Source organism: Kitasatospora sp. NPDC036755 (assembly GCF_040636595.1).
In the GTDB taxonomy this organism is placed as follows: Bacteria; Actinomycetota; Actinomycetes; order Streptomycetales; family Streptomycetaceae; genus Kitasatospora.
Genome location: NZ_JBEZUT010000550.1, coordinates 1 through 3,458, shown reverse-complemented (window position 1 = coordinate 3,458; position 3,458 = coordinate 1). Strand labels below are relative to the sequence as shown.

At 75.9% G+C, this 3,458-nt stretch carries 1 protein-coding gene; it reads left to right on the top strand.

Features of this window, described 5'->3' with window-relative positions; all coding sequences use genetic code 11:
* Positions 1 to 433 precede the first annotated feature (433 nt).
* On the top strand, positions 434 to 3,458 hold a 3,025-nt coding region (locus AB0E96_RS39695; protein ID WP_359831518.1), incomplete at its 3' end, for an ABC transporter permease.

Here is a 3,458-nt window from a genome sequence, read left to right as displayed (position 1 = left end):
GAGCGCGCGGGCCCGCGCGAGCCGGACCGCCCGGTGCGGTGCCGCAGGTTCTGCGTGCCCCGCCCGGCAGGGTCAACGGATTCCTCGACCGCATGGTTCAGCATTCCGGTCAGGAATATGCGGAGAATAGAAGTTCGCAGGTCGGAGTGGATTACTGGAGCGGGCATCGTGAAATGTCCACGGTAATTCAGAGGTTTCTCCTCCGGTACGGACGGTGTCGATCCGAGGAATTCGCTCGATGTCCGTTCGATTCGAGCAGATCCCTTCCGCTCGCCGATCCGATCTGACAGCATCGTCCGCTATCCGGCGAGCGAATGCCGGTGTTCACCGCGCCGGTGTTCCCGTGGGGTGTCCGTCCGCGGCCTCTCCGCCGGGACCGGGCCCACGGGTGGGACCGGGACGCGACCGGGGACCCTACCGGGGGAGGAACTTGATGCTCGGCTTCGTCGTGCGCAGACTGCGTGGGCGACTGCCGCTGGCCGCTGCCGTCCTGCTGACGGTACTGGTCACCACGGCGGTGCTGACCGCCCTGGTGACCTTCAACAGCGGCGTCGGCCAGGCCGGCCTGCGGCAGGCGCTCCAGGGCCCGGGCCATGCCCGGACCGCCGTGGTGGTGACCGCCGAACACGGCCTCGACCAGCGGCAGAAGGACGAGGAGGCGCTCGCCTCCTACCGGCAGAAGCTCTTCGGCGACCTGCCCGTGCGCACCGACAGCCTGCTGCGCAGCCGCACCTACGGCCTGCCGGACGGCGCCGCCGCGGCGGCGGCCGGAAGTCCGGCTGTCGGGAGCGTCGCGGCCGGCACCGCCAAGGCCGACCTGACGGTCCTCGCGGACCTCGACCGCACCCGGGTGAGCCTGGCCGCCGGCGCCTGGCCGGACCCGGCCACCGGCTCCGTCCGCTCGGCCGCCCCGCAGGTGGCCGTCCCCCACACCATGCTGGCCCGGCTCGGCCTGGCCGCCGAGGCGTTGCCCGCGGACGTCCGGCTCACCGAGCGGCTCGACGGCACGCCGCTGACCGTGCGGGTCACCGGCACCTACCGGCCCGTCGACCCGTTCGCCGCGTACTGGCGGATCGACCCGGTCGGCGGCCACGGGATCGAGACCGGCGGCTTCACCACCTACGGCCCGATGATGGTCGACCAGAGCGCCTTCACCTCGGGCGGCCTGGTGCAGAGCAGCCGCGGCTGGCTGCTCGACGCCGACTTCGCGGGCGTCGACCAGGGCACGGCCGAGGCCGTCGGCGACCGGGCCAGGAGCCTGGGCGACGACCTGCGGAGGGCCTCCGGCCTCGCCGCCACCACCGAACTCCCGCAGGTGATGAGCGAGTTGTCGGCCGGCCTGCTGGTCGCCCGGTCCACGCTGCTGATCGGGGCCCTGCAACTCGCGGTGCTCGCCGGGGCCGCCCTGCTGCTGGTGGTCCGACTGATCTCGACCCGCCAGGAGCCGGAGAACGAGCTGCTCGCCGCCCGTGGCGCCTCCGGTGCCAGGCTCGGCGGCTTCACCGCCCTGGAGTCGGTGCTGCTCGCCCTCCCGGCCTCGGTGCTCGCACCCCTGCTCACCCCGTTCCTGGTCCGCGTCCTGGCGGGCCTCGGCCGGTCCCACCAGGTCGCCATGGACGCCCAACTGCGCTGGACGCTCTGGCCGGTGGCCGTGCTCTGCGCCCTCGGCTGCATCGTGCTGACCACCGTGCCCGGCCTGCTGCGCGGCGCCGGCTCCGCCCTGCGCCGCCGGGCCGGCCAGCGCCAGGCCGTGGTCTCCGGTGTCGCCCGCAACGGCGGGGACCTCGCGGTGCTCGCACTGGCCGCCCTTGCCTACCAGCAGCTCGACCAGTACGGGGGCGGGCTGTCCGCCGACTCCTCCGGCCGACTCGGCGTGGACCTGCTGTTGGTCGCCACTCCGACCCTCGCCCTGTGCGCCGGCACCCTGGTGGTGCTGCGGCTGCTGCCGCTCGTCGCCCGGCTGGGCGCCCGGTTCGCCGCCCGGGGCCGAGGGCTCGGCCCGGCCATGGTCGGCTGGCAGCTGGCCCGCCGGCCCGGCCGCGCCACCGGGCCGGTGCTGCTGCTCGTCATGGCGGTGGCCACCGGCGTGCTGGCGCTCGGTCAGCACGCCACCTGGACGGCCTCCCAGCGCGACCAGGCCGCCTTCGACACGGCGGGCGGTCTGCGGATCTCCGCCTCGCACAGCGCGCTGATGGGCCAGGGCGGCCGCTACGGCAGCCTGCCCGGCGGCGACCGGCTGGTCCCCGTCGACCGTGAGGAGGAACTGCTGCCCAACGGCAGGAGCGAGGTGCTCGCGGTGGACTCCGCCGCCCTCGCCGCGCGCGTCCCCGTCCGCGACGACCTGCTCGACGGGGCCGACCGGGCGAAGCTCTTCGGCGGGCTCGCCCAGCCGGCCCCCACCGGTGCGGCGGCCGGGGTGCCGCTGCCCGGCCGCCCACTGCGGATCGACGCCGACCTCCTCGTCCGGGACCTGGCCGTCCGGCCGGTCCCGCCGCAGCTGGCCCTCCTGCTACAGGACCGCTTCGGCTACGTCCACAAGGTCCCGTTCACCGGGCTCCGGGCCGACGGCGAGCAGCGTGCCTCGGCCTCGCTGAGCGCGCTGGTGGACGCCCCGGCGGGCTCCGTCGCCGCACCGCTGACCCTGGTCGGCGCGACCGCCTCCTTCGGCGGCGGCGCCGAGAGCGAGGTGACCGTCCGCCGGCTGGCCGTCTCGGACAGCGCGGACGGCCCCGCGACCGAGGTCCCGGTGCCGGCCGGCCTCACCTGGACGGCAGGCACGACCGAGGGGCCGCAGCTCGCGACCGGCACTCCGCCGCCGATCACCGTAGGGCGCGAACCGGCCGACGCCGGGCGGCTGTTCACCGTCCGCTTCGCCCCCAAGCCCGGTCTGGCGGGCCCCGTTCCGGCCGTCGTGCGCACCGCGGGAACGGACACTCCGAGCGTCCTGTCCGGCGTCGCCACCCCCGGCTACCTGAAGCTCGCCGGCGCCCGCACGGGCGACGTCGTCCAGGTGCCGTTCGCCGGGACGATCGTCCAGGTCAGGATCACCGGGACGGTCCGGGCCGTGCCGACGGCCGGTCCCGAGGCCCTGGTCGTCGACCTGGCCACCACCGCGCGGATGCTGGCCGCCCACGGCCGGGCACTGGGCGGTCACGCCGAGTGGTGGCTGCCCGCCACCGGGCCGGGCGACTGCGCCCCGGCCGAGGCCGCCGCCGCCCTGCGGACCGGCCCCGGCTCCCAGGACATCCGGCTCTACGACGAGGCCTCCGAGGGAAGACTCGGCGACCCGGTGGGGGCCGCCCCGCAGAACGCGCTGCTGGCCGTCGCGTTCGTCACCGCCGTCCTCGCCGCGATCGGCTTCGTCGCCGCCGTGGCCGGCTCCGCCCACGAGCGCTCCCGGGACTCCGCGCTGCTGCTCGCCCTGGGCGCGCCGCGCCGGCAGGTCGCCCGCACCGTCG